Here is a 19,710-nt window from a genome sequence, read left to right as displayed (position 1 = left end):
AAATGAACGAGGGGTTGGAGTCATGAAAAACATTAGTTTATTAGGTGCAAGCGGATCAATTGGTACACAAACTTTAGATGTATTACGCTCGCACCCAGACCAATTCCGTCTCGTTGCTTTTTCTGTAGGGAAAAATATTGACTACGCAGTAAAGGTAATTCAAGAATTTTCTCCGCAAATTGTCTCTGTGCAAAGAGAGGAAGATGTTTTAAAATTACAAGCTGTCTCTGGTAATACAAAAATTGTATATGGTAGTGAAGGGCTTTTAGAAGTGGCATTACATCCAGACGCAGAAATTGTAGTAAATGCTGTTGTAGGTAGCGTAGGGTTGTTACCAACACTTCGTGCAATTGAGGCGAAAAAGACAATTGGAATTGCAAACAAAGAAACGTTAGTAACTGCAGGGCATCTTGTAATGGAAGCAGCGCGAAAACATAATGTTTCGTTACTTCCAGTAGACAGTGAACATTCAGCTATTTTTCAATGCTTGAATGGTGAAAATGAAAAAAGAATTTCTCGACTAATTATTACGGCTTCTGGAGGAAGTTTCCGCGATAAAACGAGAGATGAATTGCATCATGTGACCGTAGAAGATGCGCTTCGACATCCAAACTGGTCAATGGGTTCGAAAATTACAATTGATTCTGCTACAATGATGAATAAGGGGCTAGAAGTAATTGAAGCACATTGGCTTTTTGGTATCCCTTATGAGCAAATCGATGTTGTTTTACATAAAGAAAGTATTATTCATTCTATGGTTGAATTTGAAGATCGTAGTGTGATGGCACAGCTTGGCTCACCTGATATGCGAGTACCAATTCAATACACACTTACATATCCTGATCGATTACCTCTTTCAGACACAAAGCAGTTAAATTTATGGGAAATGGGTACATTGCATTTTGAGAAAATGAACCAAGAACGTTTCCGTTGCTTGCGCTTCGCGTATGAAGCTGGAAAAGCAGGTGGAAGTATGCCAGCTGTAATGAATGCAGCGAATGAAGTAGCTGTTGAAGCTTTTTTACAAAAGAGAATTGGTTTCTTAACAGTGGAAGACCTCATTGAAAAAGCAATGAACCATCACAATGTCATTGCACGTCCAAGCTTAGAGGAAATTCTGGAAATTGATGCAACCACAAGACGGTTTGTGATGGAACAAATTTAGCAAAGGTGGTATGGAATTGAATACAGCGATTGCCTTTATATTAATTTTCGGTGCACTCGTATTTTTCCATGAGCTAGGGCATCTATATTTCGCAAAAAGAGCAGGTATTTTATGCCGTGAGTTTGCGATTGGTTTTGGTCCGAAAATATTCTCATTTGAAAAGAATGAAACGGTGTATACGATTCGATTACTGCCCCTTGGTGGCTATGTAAGAATGGCTGGCGAGGATGCAGACACAGTAGAGTTAAAGCCTGGGAAAAAGGTTGGCCTTGTATTAAATGAAAAAGACGAAGTTGCAAAATTAGTTTTTGATGGATATGAAAAATATCCAAATGTTCGCGTTATTGAAGTGGAACAAGCTGATTTAGAACATAATTTAACAATTTCGGGCTATGAAGAGTACGAGGAAGAGCTTCAAACATTCCGAGTGAATGAAAAGGCTCGTATTATTACTGCTGGTGAAGAAATTCAAATTGCTCCGTATAATAGGCAGTTTGGCTCTAAAAAATTAGGTCAACGTGCCCTAACAATCTTTGCAGGTCCTGCAATGAACTTCATTTTAGCGTTTGTTATTTTTGTGATTCTTGGATTTGTACAAGGTGTTCCTGTTGACAAGCCAATGGTCGGAAAAGTAATGGAGAATAGTGCAGCAGAGCAAGCTGGATTAAAAGAAAATGATACAATTCAAGCAATTGATGGGAAAAACACAAGTACATGGAAAGATGTTGTTACCATTGTACGTGAAAACCCGAATAAAGAAATTACGTTACAAGTAAAGCGTGATAGTGAACAGTTTAATGTGAAAGTAACGCCAACGCTTGATAAAGAAGGGAAAGAAGAAGTTGGTAGAATCGGTGTTTACTCTCCTGTAGAGAAAACAGTGATGGGTTCTATTAAATCAGGTTTTGAACAAACATACCAATGGACGAAACTAATTTTTGAGTCTCTTGTGAAATTAGTAACTGGTCAATTTTCTATTAATGAGTTGTCAGGTCCAGTAGGAATTTATAATCTAACAGATCAAGTAGTAGATTATGGATTTACGCGTGTATTAAGTTTAGCTGCAGTATTAAGTATTAACCTTGGTTTATTTAATTTACTACCAGTTCCTGCTTTAGACGGTGGACGTTTGTTCTTCTTCTTAATTGAAGCGTTACGAGGGAAACCAATTGATCGCCAAAAAGAAGGAATGGTTCACTTTATTGGTTTTGCATTATTAATGTTACTTATGTTAGTTGTAACTTGGAATGACATTCGTAAGTTTTTCTTGTAAAATAAAGTGAAACTTATAATGAAATAGAGCTCGTAGAATAAAATCCCTCACCTAACTCGAGGTGAGGGGTTTTCCTGCGTGTAAGAGTAAAATGAAGAGGTGCGAATAAATGAAACAAAGTATGGTATTCAGTCCTACATTACGTGAAGTTCCAGCTGATGCGGAGATTAAGAGTCATCAGTTATTACTTCGTGCAGGTTTTATGCGTCAAAATGCTTCTGGTATTTATAGTTTTCTACCATTTGGTTTAAAAGTACTACACAAAGTAGAACGTATCGTTCGAGAAGAAATGGAGCGCGCAGGTGCTGTAGAATTATTAATGCCAGCGATGCAAGCTGCAGAATTATGGCAAGAATCAGGCCGTTGGTATTCTTACGGATCTGAATTAATGCGTATGAAAGATCGTAACGCTCGTGAATTCGCATTAGGAGCGACACACGAGGAAGTAATTACGGATCTTGTACGTGATGAAGTAAAATCATATAAAAAATTACCGTTAACATTATACCAAATTCAAACAAAATTCCGTGACGAACAAAGACCTCGTTTCGGTTTATTACGTGGAAGAGAGTTTCTAATGAAAGATGCATACTCTTTCCATGCTACACAAGAGAGCTTAGATGAAGTGTATGATCGCTTATACAAAGCATACTCTAACATTTTTGCTCGTTGTGGTTTGAATTTCCGTGCGGTTATTGCTGATTCTGGAGCAATGGGCGGAAAAGATACACATGAATTTATGGTATTATCTGATGTTGGTGAAGATACAATTGCATATTCTGATACATCTGATTATGCAGCGAACATCGAAATGGCTCCTGTTGTAGCTACGTATACGAAGAGTGACGAAGCAGAAAAAGCACTTGAAAAAGTAGCAACACCAGACCAAAAAGCAATTGAAGAAGTATCTGCATTCTTAAACATTGAAGCTGACAAGTGCATTAAGTCTATGGTATTTAAAGTAGATGAGAAATTAGTAGTGGTACTTGTTCGTGGAGATCATGAAGTAAACGATGTAAAAGTGAAAAATGTATACGGTGCTTCAGTTGTTGAACTTGCTTCTCATGAAGAAGTAAAACAACTATTAAATTGTGAAGTTGGTTCATTAGGACCGATTGGTGTAACAGGTGATATCGAAATTATCGCTGACCATGCTGTAGCATCGATTGTTAACGGATGTTCAGGAGCAAACGAAGAAGGATTCCATTATGTAAATGTAAATCCAGAACGTGACTTTAAAGTAAGTCAATATACAGATTTACGTTTCATCCAAGAAGGAGACCAATCTCCAGATGGAAACGGAACAATTCTTTTCGCACGTGGAATTGAAGTTGGTCATGTATTCAAATTAGGAACTCGTTATAGTGAAGCAATGAACGCAACATTCCTAGATGAAAACGGAAAAACACAACCGCTTATTATGGGTTGTTACGGTATCGGGGTATCTCGTACAGTAGCAGCAATTGCAGAGCAATTTAATGATGAGAACGGTTTAGTTTGGCCAAAAGCTGTTGCACCATTCCATGTGCATGTAATTCCAGTAAATATGAAATCTGATGCACAACGTGAAATGGGTGAAAACATTTACAACTCATTACAAGAGCAAGGATATGAAGTATTACTAGACGATCGTGCAGAACGTGCAGGTGTTAAATTTGCAGATGCAGATTTATTCGGTCTTCCAGTTCGTGTGACAGTTGGTAAAAAAGCAGACGAAGGTATTGTAGAAGTGAAAGTACGCGCTACAGGCGAGTCTGAAGAAGTGAAAGTAGAAGAACTTCAAACATATATTGCTAATATTTTACAATAAGAAGAGGTACCTCGTAATGAGGTACCTTCTCTTTCTTTGTAAACATATTTTGTAAAAGAAGAAGGGAGAAATCTTTCTTTGTAGTACGTTTCAATTTATAATAGCAAATGGAAGGAGAGTGCTTATGTCTTTAACAAATGAACAACAAGAGCGATTTCAAATTTTGCTCCAGCAGTTGCAAATACCAGACGACCTTATAAATCAATATTTACAAGGCGGTGGTATTGAAAGGCTCGTTATTGATAAAACAAATAAAAGTTGGCATTTTAATTTACAAGTGCCACGTATTTTGCCTACAGAATTATATGAATTGCTAGAAACAAAGCTTCAGCAATCATTTTCTCATATTGCAAGAACAACATTTGCATTAGAAACAGAGAATAAACAATTTACAGAAGAAGAAGTGAGGGCGTATTGGCCACTTTGTACGGAACGAATTACATTTTCACCTATGTTTGCTTACTTAAAGAAGCAGCTTCCTCAGGTGAATGGAGTGAAGTTGCTTATAAATGTGAATAATGAGCTGGAATCTACGGCTTTAAAGAAAAACGTTGCGAAACCAGTAGGGGATCAATACGAAGCTTTTGGATTCCCACGTTTCCAGTTAGACACACATATACAGCAAAATACAGAAGAAATGCAAAAGTTTCGTGAGCAAACGCAGCAAGAAGACCGCGAACGTGTTATACAAGCTATGGAAGAAATGGCGAAGAAGCAAGCTGAAGAAAGTAGCGTTGTGCATGAAGGGCCGGTTGTACTCGGATATCTTATTAAGCCAGATGAAGAGATTACACCGATGCGAGAAATTCAAGATGAAGAAAGAAGAAAAACGGTTCAAGGATATGTCTTCCACGTAGAAACGAAAGAACTTCGTAGTGGACGTACGTTATTAACTTTAAAAATAACGGATTATACGGATTCTATTATGATCAAAATGTTCTCCCGTGACAAAGAAGATATTCCAATGCTGCAGTCCTTGAAAAAAGGAATGTGGGTAAAAGCACGTGGTTCTGTTCAAAATGATACATTCGTTCGAGATTTAGTAATGATTGCAAATGATATTAATGAAATAACGGGACCGTCTCGTAAAGATAAAGCGCCAGAAGGTGAAAAACGAGTAGAGCTCCATCTTCATACTCCAATGAGTCAAATGGACGCTGTTACTCCAGTTTCTAAGCTTGTTGCTCAAGCTGGTAAATGGGGACATGAGGCGATTGCGATTACAGACCATGCTGTTGCACAGTCATTCCCAGAAGCATATTCAGCTGGGAAAAAAGCCGGAATTAAAGTTATATATGGTGTGGAAGCAAACTTAGTGAATGACGGAGTACCAATTGCTTATAATGAAGAACACCGTTTACTGGCTGATGAAACATATGTTGTTTTTGACGTTGAGACGACAGGTTTATCAGCTGTATATGATACAGTTATTGAGTTAGCTGCCGTAAAAGTAAAAGGTGGCGAAATTATTGACCGCTTTGAATCTTTTGCAAATCCGCATCAACCATTATCGGCAACAATTATTGAATTAACAGGTATTACAGATGATATGTTAACCGACGCGCCAGAAGTGGACGAAGTGTTTAAAAAGTTTGAGGAATGGATGGGTGACCATACACTTGTTGCTCATAACGCAAGCTTCGATATGGGCTTTATTAACGTAGGATTTAAAAAAGCTGGTTTAGAAAAAACGAAAAATCCAGTAATAGATACATTAGAGCTTGCACGATTCTTATTCCCAGAAATGAAAAATCACCGTTTAAATACGTTGTGTAAAAAGATGGATATCGAATTAACGCAACATCACCGTGCAATTTATGATACAGAAGCAACGGGATATTTACTTGTAAAAATGTTAAAAGATGTAATTGAAAAAGGTTTTGAATATCACGATCAATTAAACGATAGTATGGGACAAGGGGATGCATATAAACGCGGGCGTCCAAGTCATATGACATTACTTGCTACATCGGATGTTGGATTGAAAAATTTATATAAACTTGTTTCATATTCTCATCTAAATTACTTTTACCGTGTACCACGAGTACCAAGATCACTATTAAAAAAGTATCGTGAAGGTATTTTAGTAGGAACGGCTTGTGATAAAGGTGAAGTGTTTGAGGCGATGATGCAAAAAGCTCCTGAAGAGGTAGAAGAAATTGCGCAGTTCTACGATTACATTGAAGTAATGCCACCAGAAGTGTTACGTCATTTAGTAGAGCGTGAACTCGTTCGAGATGAGGGACAATTAAAAACAATTATTTCTAACTTAGTAAAACTAGGTGAGACGTTAGATAAACCAGTTGTTGCTACAGGAAACGTGCATTATTTAGATCCAGAAGATGCAATGTATCGTAAAATTTTAGTAAGTTCACAGGGTGGAGCAAATCCGTTAAACCGACATTCATTACCACCTGTACATTTCCGTACAACGGATGAAATGTTAGAGTGTTTCTCATTCTTAGGTGAAGACGTAGCGAAAGAAATTGTTGTAACGAATACACAAAAGATTGCATCATTAATTGGTGATGTTCATCCAGTAAAAGATGATCTATATACACCGAAAATTGAAGGTGCAGATGATGAAACGCGTGATATGAGTTATAAAATGGCGCGTAGCATTTATGGTGAAGAATTACCTGAAATAGTAGAAGCACGTTTAGAAAAAGAATTAAAAAGTATTATTGGGCATGGATTCGCCGTAATTTATTTAATTTCACATAAACTGGTGAAAAAATCATTAGTAGACGGATATCTAGTAGGTTCGCGTGGATCGGTAGGTTCATCATTCGTTGCAACGATGATGGAAATTACAGAAGTAAACCCATTACCACCACATTATGTATGTCCGAAATGTAAGCAATCAGAATTCTTTAATGATGGTTCTGTAGGTTCTGGTTTTGACTTACCGGATAAAGAATGTCCTGCATGTAACGTTCCATACGTAAAAGATGGACATGATATTCCGTTCGAAACGTTCCTTGGATTTAAAGGAGATAAGGTACCCGACATCGATTTGAATTTCTCCGGGGAATATCAACCACGTGCCCATAACTATACGAAAGCACTGTTCGGTGAAGATTATGTATATCGTGCAGGAACGATTGGTACAGTTGCGGAAAAAACGGCTTATGGATATGTAAAAGGTTATGCGAACGATCATAACTTAACGATCCGAAATGCAGAGATTGACCGCTTAGTAGCAGGATGTACTGGTGTAAAACGTACAACAGGACAGCATCCAGGTGGTATTATTGTTGTGCCAGATTATATGGACATCTTTGATTTCTCACCAATACAGTTTCCGGCAGATTCAATAGGGGCTGAGTGGAGAACGACACACTTTGATTTCCACTCGATCCATGATAATTTATTGAAACTTGATATACTAGGACACGATGATCCGACGGTTATTCGTATGTTACAAGATTTAAGTGGTATTGATCCGAAAACAATCCCAACGGACGATCCAGAAGTAATGAAAATTTTCTCAGGTCCAGAATCGTTAGGGGTAACGGAAGAACAAATTAACTGTAAAACAGGTACACTTGGTATACCAGAGTTTGGTACGAAATTCGTAAGACAGATGTTAGAAGAGACGAAACCGACGACATTCTCAGAGTTAGTCCAAATTTCTGGACTATCGCATGGTACGGACGTATGGCTAGGTAATGCCAACGAGTTAATTTATAACGGTACATGTACGCTGAGCGAAGTTATCGGTTGTCGTGATGACATCATGGTATATTTAATCTATCAAGGTTTAGACCCATCATTAGCCTTCAAAATCATGGAGTCCGTTCGTAAAGGTAAAGGTGTACCAGAAGAATGGGAAGAGGACATGAAAAGTAATAATGTACCTGGTTGGTATATTGATTCATGTAAGAAGATTAAGTACATGTTCCCTAAAGCCCATGCGGCTGCGTACGTACTTATGGCTGTGCGTATCGCATACTTTAAAGTACATTTCGCGCTTCTATTCTATGCCGCATACTTTACGGTTCGTGCAGATGACTTTGACGTAGAAGCGATGGCGAAAGGTTCAGCATCTATACGTGCAAGAATTGATGAAATTGCGCAAAAAGGTTTGGATGCAGCGCCGAAAGAGAAGAGTTTATTAACGGTACTAGAAATGACACTTGAAATGTGTGAGCGTGGATACTCATTCCAAAAGGTTGATTTATATCGCTCACATGCAACAGACTTTATTATTGATGGGGATACGTTAATTCCTCCATTTAATGCAGTGCCTGGACTTGGTACAAACGCAGCTTTAAGTATTGTAGAAGCACGCAAAAATGGAGATTTCTTATCAAAAGAAGATTTACAGCAACGCAGTAAGGTTTCAAAAACAATTATTGAGTATCTAGATAGTCAAGGTTGCTTAGGGGATCTACCTGACCAAAACCAGTTATCACTGTTCTAATAGGTAGGAAAAGTCTTTGCAAATCAACATTTGCTATGGTATACTATTAACCGAGATAACCATGTCATGTATATTGTGTGAAAAAAAGAGTGGGGAAACCCACTCTTTCGTGTTACTATCTACATTTTATTGATGTGGAGAGGTAAGAAATTTCTGTCGTATATACATATTTTGTTACAAGTTTTACTTCTTAAATTTGGTAATACTAAGACAGATATTCCCTGCTTAACGGCAGGGGCTTTTGTTAGCTAACGAGAAAGAATAAGATAGACCGTTCTATGGACGGGGTCTTTTCTTGTAAATGGTACATGACGGCAGGAAGGAGGCTGTTTATGGATAAGAAAGTCACAGAAGTTGTAGAAGCATTTGCGCAGCCAATCGTTGAAGAGTTAAATCTTGAACTTGTAGATGTAGAGTATGTGAAAGAAGGACAAGACTGGTTCTTACGCGTATTCATCGATTCTGAAAAGGGAGTCGACATTGAAGAATGCGGTGCGGTGAGTGAACGTTTAAGCGAAGCTTTAGATAAAGAGGATCCAATTCCTCATCTTTACTTTTTGGATGTGTCATCTCCTGGAGCAGAACGCCCATTAAAGAAAGAGAAAGACTTCCAGCAAGCGGTAGGAAAACAAGTGGCAATTAAAACATATGAGCCGATTGATGGTGAAAAGATGTTTGAAGGCAAAATGCTTTCCTATGATGGTACTACAATTACACTATTATTAACAATTAAAACACGTAAAAAAGAAATCCAAATTCCAATGGATAAAGTTGCAAATGCGCGACTTGCTGTTACGTTTTAGTTAGAAGGGGGATCTTCATGAGCACTGAGTTGTTAGATGCCTTGCTCGTATTAGAGTCAGAAAAAGGAATTAGCAAAGATATTATTATTGATGCGATTGAAGCAGCGTTAATCTCTGCTTATAAACGCAATTTTAACCAAGCACAAAACGTTCGTGTGAGCTTTAACCCAGAAGTGGGAACAATCCAAGTTTTAGCACGTAAAGACGTTGTTGATAATGTGTTTGATCCACGTCTTGAAATTTCTGTTGAAGAAGCAAGACAAATTAATCCAAACTATCAAGATGGTGACGTACTAGAAATTGAAGTAACACCAAAAGATTTCGGTCGTATTGCAGCACAAACTGCAAAACAAGTTGTAACACAACGAGTGCGTGAAGCAGAGCGTGGTGTTATTTACTCTGAGTTTAGTGACCGTGAAGAAGATATCATGGTTGGTATCGTACAACGTCAGGATGCTCGTTTCATTTACGTAAGCTTAGGGAAAGTAGAAGCTTTATTACCTGTAAGTGAGCAAATGCCAAACGAACAGTACAAACCACATGATCGCATTCGCGTATTCATTACGAAAGTAGAAAAAACAACAAAAGGACCACAAATTTACGTATCACGTACACATCCTGGTCTCTTAAAACGTTTATTCGAAATGGAAGTTCCTGAAATTTATGATGGAACTGTTGAAATTCGTTCTGTAGCACGTGAAGCGGGCGATCGTTCTAAAATCTCTGTACATGCAGAGAACATTGATGTTGATCCAGTAGGTTCTTGTGTAGGACCAAAAGGACAACGTGTACAACGCATTGTAGACGAACTAAAAGGTGAAAAGATTGACATCGTTCGCTGGTCAAACGATCCAGTAGAATATGTTGCCAATGCTTTAAGCCCATCACAAGTTGTGAAAGTACTTGTAGATGAAGAAGAAAAAGCAACAACTGTTGTTGTTCCAGACCACCAACTGTCATTAGCTATCGGTAAACGTGGACAAAATGCACGTCTAGCAGCTAAATTAACAGGTTGGAAAATTGATATTAAGAGTGAGTCTGATGCGAAACAACTTGGTATTGTAACAGAAGAAGATAGCGTAGTCGCATTCGGATTCGATTCAGTTGAAGACGAAATCGAATAGAGGTGATGAGTATGAGCAATCGAAAAGTTCCGTTACGAAAATGTGTTGTAACGCAAGAAATGAAATCAAAACGAGAGCTCGTTCGCATTGTTCGTTCCAAAGAGGGAGAAGTGTCTATTGATTTAACTGGAAAGAAATCAGGACGAGGTGCTTATTTATCAAAAGATAAAGAAAGCATTCTTCAAGCTCAAAAGAAAAATGTTTTGGAACATCATCTAAAAGCGAAAATCGACAGTTCTCTTTATGAAGAGCTTCTTGAGCTTGTTGAGAAGGAGTCGAAATAAGTGTCCGATTGGAAATCGTTTTTAGGACTAGCAAACCGGGCTCGAAAAATTATTTCGGGTGAAGAACTCGTTTTAAAAGAAGTACGAAGTGGCAAAGCAAAACTTGTTTTGCTATCTGAGGATGCGTCAGCAAATACTGCAAAGCGTATTACGGATAAAACGACGTATTACAACGTACCAATGAGAAAGGTCGAAAATCGACAACAATTAGGGCATGCGATTGGGAGAGATGAGCGAGTCGTTGTAGCTGTGTTAGATGAAGGCTTTGCGAAAAAGCTGCGTAGCATGCTCGATACAAATTACCGGGGGTGAAGGTATGAGTAAAATTCGAGTGCATGAATATGCAAAAAAACATAATATCTCAAGTAAAGATCTTATGACAAAACTAAAAGAAATGAATATCGAGGTTTCGAATCATATGACAATGTTAGACGATGAAGTAGTAAACAAATTAGATAATGAGTATCAAACTGAAAAACCTTCTGTTGCAGATGAGTTTGAAGTAGAAGAAAAAGTTGTTCGTAGTAAAAAGAACAGCAATAAGAAAAAGAAAAAAGGCAAAGGAAACGAAGATAAGCGTCAAGAAAACTTTGCTGGAAGACAACAAACACAAACTGTAGAAACACCAGATAAAATTACTTTCTCTGGAAGCCTTACAGTAGGTGACCTTGCTAAGAAATTAAGCAAAGAGCCATCTGAAATTATTAAGAAGCTCTTCATGCTTGGAATTATGGCAACAATTAACCAAGACTTAGATAAAGACACAATTGAGTTAATTGCTAACGACTACGGTATTGAAGTAGAAGAAGAAGTAATTGTGAGCGAGACTGAGTTTGAAACATTCATCGATGAGCAAGATGATGAAGAGAACTTAAAAGAGCGTCCAGCTGTAGTTACAATCATGGGACACGTTGACCATGGTAAAACAACATTACTTGACTCTATCCGTAACTCTAAAGTAACTGCTGGAGAAGCAGGTGGAATTACTCAGCATATTGGTGCATACCAAGTTGAAGTAAATGACAAGAAGATTACATTCTTAGATACACCTGGTCACGCGGCGTTTACAACGATGCGTGCTCGTGGTGCACAAGTAACAGATATTACAATCCTTGTTGTTGCAGCTGATGACGGTGTTATGCCACAAACAGTTGAAGCAATTAACCATGCGAAAGCAGCAGGAGTACCAATTATTGTTGCTGTGAATAAAATGGATAAACCAGCTGCGAACCCTGATCGCGTAATGCAAGAACTGACAGAATATGAATTAGTTCCAGAAGCATGGGGTGGAGATACTATCTTCGTGCCAATCTCTGCGATTCAAGGTGAAGGTATTGACAACTTACTAGAAATGATTCTTCTTGTAAGTGAAGTAGAAGAATATAAAGCAAATCCAAACCGCTATGCAACTGGTACTGTAATTGAAGCACAGCTTGATAAAGGTAAAGGAACTATCGCGACATTACTTGTTCAAAACGGTACGCTTCGAGTTGGAGACCCAATCGTTGTTGGTACTTCATTCGGACGTGTTCGTGCAATGGTAAGTGATATTGGTCGTCGTGTAAAAGTTGCTGGTCCATCAACTCCTGTTGAAATTACAGGTTTAAACGAAGTACCACAAGCGGGAGATCGTTTCATGGCATTCGCTGATGAGAAGAAAGCTCGTCAAATCGGTGAATCACGTGCACAAGAAGCGTTACTTGCTCAACGTGGTGAAAAATCTAAATTAAGCCTTGAAGATTTATTCCAACAAATCCAAGAGGGCGATGTAAAAGAAATTAACTTAATTGTGAAAGCAGACGTACAAGGTTCTGTAGAAGCAATGGCAGCATCACTTCGTAAAATTGATGTTGAAGGCGTTAAAGTTAAAATTATCCATACAGGCGTAGGTGCGATCACAGAATCTGATATCATTTTAGCTTCTGCATCTAATGCAATTGTAATTGGATTTAACGTACGCCCAGATGTAAATGCGAAGCGTACAGCTGAATTAGAGAACGTTGATATTCGTTTACACCGTATTATTTATAAAGTAATCGAAGAGATCGAAGCAGCGATGCAAGGTATGTTAGATCCAGAATTCGAAGAAAAAGTAATCGGTCAAGCAGAAGTACGTCAAACGTTTAAAGTAACAAAAGTTGGAACAATCGCAGGTTGTTACGTAACAGACGGTAAAATTACACGTGATAGTGGCGTGCGTATTATCCGTGATGGCGTAGTAATCTTCGAAGGACAACTTGATACGTTAAAACGTTTCAAAGACGACGTAAAAGAAGTTGCACAAAACTATGAGTGTGGTATTACAATTGAGCGATATAATGATCTTAAAGAAGGGGACATCATTGAAGCGTACATTATGGAAGAAGTGAAGCGATGATTATCGCTTCACTCTCATTCGAGTGTATGATTTACGATGTACATTCTTTAAAAGAGAAACGAGCAATTTTGCAAAGGGTGCTAACTCGTGTGAAGCAGCGTTATAACGTAGCTGTTTCAGAAGTAGGGCATCAAGATGTATGGCAACGTACAGAAATTGCAATTGTTTCTGTATCCTCTAATCGTGTTATTTGTGAAAAAGAAATGAATCGTGTACTTGAGTACATCGATTCATTTCCTGAAATTGAACGTACGATAACACAATTGGAATGGTATTGAATGAGGTGAAGAGTTATGAAATTACGTGCAAACCGTGTAGGCGAGCAAATGAAAAAAGAATTAGGCGACATCATCAGTCGCAAAATTAAAGATCCACGTGTCGGATTTGTTACTGTAACAGATGTACAAGTGAGTGGAGATTTACAAATTGCTACAGTGTATATTTCTGTTTTAGGTGATGAAGAACAGAAAGAAAGCACATTAAAAGGTTTAGCGAAGGCAAAAGGCTTCATTCGTTCAGAAATTGGCCAACGTATTCGTCTTCGTAAAACGCCGGAAATTTCTTTTGAATTTGATGAATCTATCGGATATGGTCATCGAATTGATACACTTTTACATGAAATTAATAAAGAAGGTAAACGTGAAGAATAATGGATAGACATTTGTCTATCCATTTTTTCAATGTAAAATAAGTTTTAGGTAATCATTATGAAAGAAATACGATGAGGTGAACATATATGGAAGGTGTAGTATTATTACATAAGCCAAAAGGCATGACATCACACGATTGTGTATTTAAATTAAGAAAGATATTACGTGAAAAACGAATTGGTCATACAGGAACATTAGATCCAGATGTAACAGGAGTATTACCTATTTGTGTTGGACGAGCAACGAAGATTGCACAATTTTTAACAAGCGAAACGAAAACATATGAAGGTGAAGTAACATTAGGGTTTTCAACAACAACTGAAGATGCTTCTGGTGAAGTTGTGGAAACGAAACATGTAGATCGTATTATTACTCGTAAAGAAGTGGAAGAGGTTCTTGTGGCATTAACAGGTACGATTGAGCAAATGCCTCCGATGTTTTCGGCTGTAAAAGTTAACGGAAAAAAATTATATGAATACGCAAGAGCCGGACAAGAGGTTGAACGTCCAGTGCGTACAATTACAATTCATGAATTTGTATTACTAGATGACCGTGAAGTGTTTGAAGGTGAAAATATTTCATTCCGTTTCCGTGTAACGTGTAGTAAAGGAACATATGTAAGAACATTAGCGGTAATGATCGGTGAAAAACTTGGTTTTCCATCACATATGTCTCACCTTGTAAGAACAGCTTCTGGTGAATTTTTATTAGAAGATTGCATATCATTTGAAGAAATTGAAGAAAACGTGCAAAATGGAACAGTAGAGTCTATCTTCATTTCAATTGATGAAGCATTAAGTAAGTTCCCGAAAATGGTTGTAGATGAAAAGCAAGCAGAAAAAATAAAGAATGGTATGTTCTTAAAAAATGAATTGCAAATAACAGCGCCATTTATAACAGTATTTGATAAAAACGATCGCTGCCTTGCAATTTATGAACACCATCCAAAACACCCTGGTATGCTAAAGCCGATGAAAGTACTTGTGAATAATCAAGAACTAAAGCTATAATGAATTATTGGAAGGATTATTACAGAAAAAGGTGAATTCAAGCGTGAAACTTATTCATTTAACTCATCCACATGAACAAAATAAATTAGAATTACCACCTACTGTAATGGCATTAGGATTTTTTGATGGCATTCATTTAGGACATCAACGTGTAATTCGAACTGCGAAACAAATAGCGGATGAACGAGGATATAAAAGTGCAGTAATGACATTTTACCCACATCCATCTGTTGTTTTAGGCAAAAAAGAAGCGCATGCCGAGTATATTACACCGATGTGTGATAAAGAAAAAATAGTCGAGAACTTAGGAATCGATATATTATATGTTGTTAAATTTGATGAATCATTTGCAGGCTTACTGCCACAACAATTTGTAGATGATTATATTATTGGTTTAAATGTAAAGCATGTAGTAGCAGGGTTTGATTATTCATATGGACGTTTAGGAAAAGGAAAGATGGAGACTTTACCATTTCATGCAAGAGGGGAGTTTACACAGACTGTGATTGAAAAAGTTGAATTTCAAGAAGAGAAAGTAAGTTCTACAGCATTACGAAAGTTAATTCGAAATGGCGAAATGGAACAAATTCCATCTATTTTAGGTAGAGCATATACAGTAGGGGGAACGGTTGTACACGGTGATAAACGTGGACGTCAAATTGGTTTCCCAACAGCGAATGTAGGTTTAAGTGATGAGTATCTATTACCACCTGTAGGTGTTTATGCAGTGAGATTAAAAGTTCACGATGAATGGTTCGATGGTGTATGTAATATTGGATATAAACCAACTTTTAAAGAAGATGAGCGTCAACTTTCTATTGAAGTGCACTTATTTGAATTTAACAAAGACATATATGGTCAAAATGTTACAGTAGAGTGGCATATGCGTATAAGAGAAGAGAAGAAATTCAATGGCATCGATGAGTTAGTTGAACAAATCGCAAAAGATAAGAAAACAGCACAAGAATATTTTGCGAACGAAAAGAATATACTTGCTTTTTCAAGTGAAAAGTAGTATTCTATGTTATGTACTTTATGACAACCATTGCTTGGCATTGCGACTCACCGACGCTTGCTAGGTAATCGGGGGTTTAATTAATAGGAGGTGAAATAGGATGGCTTTAACACAAGAGCGTAAAAATGAAATCATTGCACAATTTAGAACTCATGAGACTGATACTGGTTCTCCAGAGGTTCAAATTGCTGTCCTAACGGAGCAAATTAACACTCTAAACGAGCACTTACGTACTCACAAGAAAGATCATCATTCACGTCGTGGTCTATTAAAGATGGTTGGTAAACGTCGTAACTTACTAACTTACCTTCGTAATAGCGATATCACACGTTACCGTGAATTAATCACAAAGCTTGGCTTACGTCGATAGTCAAAAAAGCGGGAATATTCCCGCTTTTTTGTTAGGTAAAAATATATCTTCTACTCTTTATAGCTTACTTCATTTTCGGTAATACTAGAGGTAGAATATTGTGATATACTATCCATTTACATAGAAGAATTGAATACTTTAAATTGAGAGGGGTACTTAAATGAGTCAAGAAAAGCAAGTCTTCTCGATAGATTTAGCTGGTCGCCAGCTAACAGTTGAAACAGGTCAGCTTGCGAAGCAAGCGAACGGAGCAGTATTAGTAAGATATGGCGATACAGCGGTTCTATCTACAGCAACTGCATCAAAAGAAGCAAAAAATGTAGATTTCTTCCCACTTACAGTAAACTATGAAGAGCGTTTATATGCAGTCGGAAAAATTCCAGGCGGTTTCATCAAACGTGAAGGTCGTCCAAGTGAAAAAGCAATTTTGGCAAGTCGTTTAATCGACCGTCCAATTCGTCCACTTTTCGCAGATGGTTTCCGTAACGAAGTACAAGTTGTCAGCATCGTAATGAGTGTTGATCAAGATTGTTCTTCTGAAATGGCAGCTATGCTTGGTTCTTCATTAGCGTTATCGATTTCAGATATTCCATTTGAAGGTCCAATCGCAGGTGCAACAGTTGGTCGTATTAACGGCGAATTCGTTATCAACCCAACAGTAGAACAGCAAGAACAAAGTGATATTCACCTTGTTGTAGCTGGTACGAAAGATGCAATTAACATGGTTGAAGCAGGAGCAGATCAAGTGCCTGAGGAAACAATGTTAGAAGCAATTATGTTTGGTCATGACGAAATTAAACGTCTAATTGCATTCCAAGAAGAGATTGTACAAGCTGTAGGCAAAGAGAAATCAGAAGTAAAACTTTATGAAGTTGACGCTGATCTTAACCAAGCTGTACGTGAAATGGCTGAGAAGGATATGCATTCTGCAATTCAAGTACATGAGAAACATGCACGTGAAGATGCAATTAACGAAGTGAAAAAGCGTGTAATTGAGCATTACGAAGCGCAAGAAGCTGACGCTGATACATTAGGACAAGTAAATGAGATTTTATATAAAATTGTAAAAGAAGAAGTACGTCGTCTTATTACAGTTGAGAAAATCCGCCCAGATGGCCGTAAAGGTGACGAAATCCGTCCATTAGCATCAGAGGTTGGCATTTTATCTCGTACACACGGTTCTGGTTTATTCACACGTGGACAAACACAAGCATTAAGTATTTGTACATTAGGTGCATTAGGCGATGTGCAAATTTTAGATGGTCTTGGTGTAGAAGAATCAAAACGCTTTATGCACCATTACAATTTCCCATCATTTAGTGTTGGTGAAACAAGACCAATGCGTGGACCAGGTCGTCGTGAAATCGGTCACGGTGCACTAGGAGAACGTGCTCTTGAGCCTGTAATTCCATCTGAAAAAGATTTCCCATATACAGTACGTCTTGTATCTGAAGTTTTAGAATCAAATGGTTCTACTTCACAAGCAAGTATTTGTGGTAGTACTTTAGCAATGATGGATGCTGGTGTTCCACTTAAAGCTCCAGTTGCAGGTATTGCAATGGGTCTAGTTAAATCAGGTGAGCATTACACAATTTTATCTGATATTCAAGGTATGGAAGATCATTTAGGTGATATGGACTTTAAAGTAGCAGGTACAGCACAAGGTGTAACTGCACTACAAATGGACATTAAAATCGATGGTCTATCTCGTGAAATTTTAGAAGAGGCATTACAACAAGCGAAAGTTGGTCGTGTGCACATTCTAAATCATATGTTATCTGTTATTGGAGAGCCACGTACTGAATTATCAGCGTACGCTCCAAAGATTATTACAATGACAATTAACCCAGATAAAATCCGTGACGTTATCGGACCAAGCGGTAAACAAATCAATAAAATTATTGAAGAAACTGGCGTTAAAATTGATATCGAGCAAGATGGTACAGTATTCATTTCTTCAATAAATCAAGAAATGAACGACAAAGCTAAGAAAATTATCGAAGATATCGTTCGCGAAGTACAAGTAGGTGAAATCTACGAAGGAAAAGTGAAACGTGTTGAGAAATTCGGTGCTTTCGTTGAATTATTCAGCGGAAAAGATGGATTAGTTCACATTTCTGAACTTGCACTTGAGCGTGTAGGTAAAGTAGAAGACGTTGTGAAAATCGGTGATGTAATTACAGTTAAAGTTATCGAGATTGACAAGCAAGGTCGTGTGAATCTATCTAGAAAAGTATTGCTAAAAGAAGAGCAAGAAAAAGAAGCTGCTAAAGAAGAAAACAAACAAGAGCAGCAATAAGTAAAAGCCAGTTTAACTGGCTTTTTTTGTTATGTAAAAATATGATTTATATATATTTTTATGTCAGCATAGGTATAGTTTTCATTATAACGCTCAAATTAACAAAGATAAGAAGAAAAATGTTTTTTATATAGTTAATGGGAGGGTTTATATGAAAGCTCGTATATTGGCATACATGTGTATATTCTTTTTATATGTTAGTGTAGGCTCTTATTCCGTTTTTGCACAGGATAACTTATATGAAGAAATTCAAAAGCATGCAAAACAATATGAGATTGCACCTCAAAATGCGATGATTGATAAAATCTGGAAAGCAACACCAGGATATAATGGAAGACAAGTTGATATGGAAGCATCCTATAACAATATGAAGAAGCTAAAGAAATTTGATCAAAAACATCTTGAATTCAAGGAAGTATCACCGAGTGTCCACTTAGAAGATTTATCACCAGCTCCAATTTATAGGGGGCATCCGAATAAAAAGATGGTGGGATTAACAATAAATGTGGCATGGGGAAATGAGTATTTGCCTCGTATATTAGAAATATTGAAAAAACACGATGTGAAGGCGACTTTCTTTTTAGAAGGACGTTGGGTGAAAGAAAATTTACGATTTGCAAAAATGATTGTCGATGCAAATCAAGAAGTTGGAAATCATTCATACACTCACCCTAATATGAAAACGCTATCGTCTGATGAAATACGAGAGCAGTTACAAAAAACAAATCGAATGATTGAAGCAGCTACGAATCAAAAGGTGAGATGGTTCGCACCGCCGAGCGGAAGTTTTCGGGATGAAGTCGTGAAAATTGCAGATGATTTCCAAATGGGAACGATCATGTGGACTGTCGATACAATTGATTGGAAGCGACCTGAGCCAGATGTGCTATTGCAGAGAGTAATGAGAAAAATACATCCTGGTGCTATCGTATTAATGCATCCTACTTCATCTACATCAGAAGCATTAGATACAATGATTACAAAATTGAAGGAACAAGGATATAAAGTAGGGAATATAACAGAATTACTGGATGAAAAACGCGTGGATTAAATACATTTGCATGACATTCATCCTTAAACTTGTTATCATTAAATAATAGCACT

The 19,710-nt window shown here is 37.5% G+C and carries 16 protein-coding genes; all 16 read left to right on the top strand.

The window, feature by feature from the left end; genetic code table 11:
* The first annotated feature begins 22 nt into the window (after positions 1 to 22).
* The 16 genes from dxr to AAG068_RS19080 all read left to right on the top strand — a co-directional run bounded on the left by dxr (position 23) and on the right by AAG068_RS19080 (position 19,657).
* Positions 23 to 1,165: a 1-deoxy-D-xylulose-5-phosphate reductoisomerase gene (dxr, locus tag AAG068_RS19155; protein ID WP_342715494.1), complete on the top strand. Its 1,143-nt coding sequence runs from the start codon at positions 23 to 25 to the stop codon at positions 1,163 to 1,165.
* 16 nt (positions 1,166 to 1,181) lie between these two features.
* Positions 1,182 to 2,438, top strand: coding sequence for an RIP metalloprotease RseP (rseP, locus tag AAG068_RS19150; protein WP_139365409.1), 1,257 nt, complete (start codon positions 1,182 to 1,184; stop codon positions 2,436 to 2,438).
* Positions 2,439 to 2,547: 109 nt separating this feature from the next.
* Positions 2,548 to 4,248, top strand: coding sequence for a proline--tRNA ligase (locus tag AAG068_RS19145; RefSeq protein ID WP_342715493.1), 1,701 nt, complete (start codon positions 2,548 to 2,550; stop codon positions 4,246 to 4,248).
* Positions 4,249 to 4,372: 124 nt separating this feature from the next.
* The gene (locus tag AAG068_RS19140) at positions 4,373 to 8,674 is read left to right on the top strand and encodes a PolC-type DNA polymerase III (RefSeq protein WP_342715492.1); all 4,302 of its coding nucleotides are present in this window, start codon (positions 4,373 to 4,375) and stop codon (positions 8,672 to 8,674) included.
* A gap of 332 nt (positions 8,675 to 9,006) precedes the next feature.
* Positions 9,007 to 9,477 (top strand): ribosome maturation factor RimP, encoded by a 471-nt coding sequence (gene rimP, locus AAG068_RS19135; protein WP_000359097.1) that lies wholly within the window; start codon positions 9,007 to 9,009, stop codon positions 9,475 to 9,477.
* Positions 9,478 to 9,494: 17 nt separating this feature from the next.
* Entirely contained in the window at positions 9,495 to 10,601 is a 1,107-nt protein-coding gene (nusA, locus tag AAG068_RS19130; RefSeq protein ID WP_098667740.1) for a transcription termination factor NusA, read from the top strand.
* An 11-nt stretch (positions 10,602 to 10,612) separates the two neighbouring features.
* Positions 10,613 to 10,885 carry an RNase P modulator RnpM gene (gene rnpM, locus AAG068_RS19125; RefSeq protein WP_342715491.1) on the top strand — a complete coding sequence of 91 codons (273 nt, stop codon included), beginning with the start codon at positions 10,613 to 10,615 and terminating at the stop codon, positions 10,883 to 10,885.
* Positions 10,886 to 11,197, top strand: coding sequence for a YlxQ family RNA-binding protein (locus tag AAG068_RS19120; protein WP_001286518.1), 312 nt, complete (start codon positions 10,886 to 10,888; stop codon positions 11,195 to 11,197).
* A gap of 4 nt (positions 11,198 to 11,201) precedes the next feature.
* Positions 11,202 to 13,262: a translation initiation factor IF-2 gene (gene infB / locus AAG068_RS19115; protein WP_000036344.1), complete on the top strand. Its 2,061-nt coding sequence runs from the start codon at positions 11,202 to 11,204 to the stop codon at positions 13,260 to 13,262.
* Positions 13,259 to 13,540 carry a DUF503 domain-containing protein gene (locus AAG068_RS19110; protein WP_000582364.1) on the top strand — a complete coding sequence of 94 codons (282 nt, stop codon included), beginning with the start codon at positions 13,259 to 13,261 and terminating at the stop codon, positions 13,538 to 13,540. Before infB ends, AAG068_RS19110 begins: the two co-directional genes overlap by 4 nt.
* A 15-nt stretch (positions 13,541 to 13,555) precedes the next feature.
* Positions 13,556 to 13,912 (top strand): 30S ribosome-binding factor RbfA, encoded by a 357-nt coding sequence (gene rbfA, locus AAG068_RS19105; RefSeq protein WP_000776443.1) that lies wholly within the window; start codon positions 13,556 to 13,558, stop codon positions 13,910 to 13,912.
* Between the two features lie 86 nt (positions 13,913 to 13,998).
* A complete protein-coding gene (truB, locus tag AAG068_RS19100; RefSeq protein ID WP_342715488.1) occupies positions 13,999 to 14,922 on the top strand; it encodes a tRNA pseudouridine(55) synthase TruB in 924 nt (307 codons plus the stop codon).
* 43 nt (positions 14,923 to 14,965) lie between these two features.
* The gene (gene ribF, locus AAG068_RS19095) at positions 14,966 to 15,937 is read left to right on the top strand and encodes a bifunctional riboflavin kinase/FAD synthetase (protein WP_342715487.1); all 972 of its coding nucleotides are present in this window, start codon (positions 14,966 to 14,968) and stop codon (positions 15,935 to 15,937) included.
* 100 nt (positions 15,938 to 16,037) lie between these two features.
* Entirely contained in the window at positions 16,038 to 16,307 is a 270-nt protein-coding gene (rpsO, locus tag AAG068_RS19090; RefSeq protein WP_001229392.1) for a 30S ribosomal protein S15, read from the top strand.
* Between the two features lie 160 nt (positions 16,308 to 16,467).
* The gene (gene pnp, locus AAG068_RS19085) at positions 16,468 to 18,606 is read left to right on the top strand and encodes a polyribonucleotide nucleotidyltransferase (protein WP_342715483.1); all 2,139 of its coding nucleotides are present in this window, start codon (positions 16,468 to 16,470) and stop codon (positions 18,604 to 18,606) included.
* Between the two features lie 151 nt (positions 18,607 to 18,757).
* Positions 18,758 to 19,657, top strand: coding sequence for a polysaccharide deacetylase family protein (locus AAG068_RS19080; protein WP_342715482.1), 900 nt, complete (start codon positions 18,758 to 18,760; stop codon positions 19,655 to 19,657).
* Positions 19,658 to 19,710: the final 53 nt, after the last annotated feature.

This window comes from Bacillus paramycoides (assembly GCF_038971285.1).
Classification (GTDB): Bacteria; Bacillota; Bacilli; order Bacillales; family Bacillaceae_G; genus Bacillus_A.
The sequence above is the reverse complement of the archived record's forward strand: the minus strand, read 5'-3'. Positions and strand labels throughout refer to the sequence as shown.

Bases quoted from the DNA above. Each gene is read 5' to 3' on its own strand.
- dxr (WP_342715494.1), top strand. From the start codon at position 23: ATGAAAAACATTAGTTTATTAGGTGCAAGCGGATCAATTGGTACACAA.
- AAG068_RS19145 (WP_342715493.1), top strand. From the start codon at position 2,548: ATGAAACAAAGTATGGTATTCAGTCCTACATTACGTGAAGTTCCAGCT.
- AAG068_RS19140 (WP_342715492.1), top strand. From the start codon at position 4,373: ATGTCTTTAACAAATGAACAACAAGAGCGATTTCAAATTTTGCTCCAG.
- rimP (WP_000359097.1), top strand. From the start codon at position 9,007: ATGGATAAGAAAGTCACAGAAGTTGTAGAAGCATTTGCGCAGCCAATC.
- nusA (WP_098667740.1), top strand. From the start codon at position 9,495: ATGAGCACTGAGTTGTTAGATGCCTTGCTCGTATTAGAGTCAGAAAAA.
- rnpM (WP_342715491.1), top strand. From the start codon at position 10,613: ATGAGCAATCGAAAAGTTCCGTTACGAAAATGTGTTGTAACGCAAGAA.
- infB (WP_000036344.1), top strand. From the start codon at position 11,202: ATGAGTAAAATTCGAGTGCATGAATATGCAAAAAAACATAATATCTCA.
- AAG068_RS19110 (WP_000582364.1), top strand. From the start codon at position 13,259: ATGATTATCGCTTCACTCTCATTCGAGTGTATGATTTACGATGTACAT.
- rbfA (WP_000776443.1), top strand. From the start codon at position 13,556: ATGAAATTACGTGCAAACCGTGTAGGCGAGCAAATGAAAAAAGAATTA.
- truB (WP_342715488.1), top strand. From the start codon at position 13,999: ATGGAAGGTGTAGTATTATTACATAAGCCAAAAGGCATGACATCACAC.
- rpsO (WP_001229392.1), top strand. From the start codon at position 16,038: ATGGCTTTAACACAAGAGCGTAAAAATGAAATCATTGCACAATTTAGA.
- pnp (WP_342715483.1), top strand. From the start codon at position 16,468: ATGAGTCAAGAAAAGCAAGTCTTCTCGATAGATTTAGCTGGTCGCCAG.
- AAG068_RS19080 (WP_342715482.1), top strand. From the start codon at position 18,758: ATGAAAGCTCGTATATTGGCATACATGTGTATATTCTTTTTATATGTT.